General features: G+C 68.1%; 1 protein-coding gene. It reads left to right on the plus strand.

Features of this window, described 5'->3' with window-relative positions; translation table 11 throughout:
* Positions 1-69: 69 nt before the first annotated feature.
* Positions 70-232: ATP-binding cassette domain-containing protein (locus BN358_RS28350; protein WP_255346899.1), on the plus strand; the 163-nt coding region annotated here is incomplete at its 3' end.

A 232-nucleotide genomic window follows, 5' to 3' on the forward strand; every position in this document is an offset into this window, starting at 1 on the left:
GATGTGCCCGCGGACGGATCCCTGCGGGCACACCGCTCACAGCCCGAGATCGTCGACGAGGGAGAACAAGTGGCCGAGATCGCACTGACCAGCGGGCTCGAGGTCGAGTCCTGTTCCAAGCGGTACGGACCGGTCGCGGCACTCCAGTCCGTCAGCTTTCGCGTGCGACCTGGGACGGTCGTGGGGCTGGTCGGGGCAAACGGGGCGGGCAAGACCAGATGCTGCACGCGCT

The sequence above is a fragment of the Sedimentibacter sp. B4 genome (assembly GCF_000309315.1).
GTDB lineage: Bacteria > Bacillota > Clostridia > Tissierellales > Sedimentibacteraceae > Sedimentibacter > Sedimentibacter saalensis.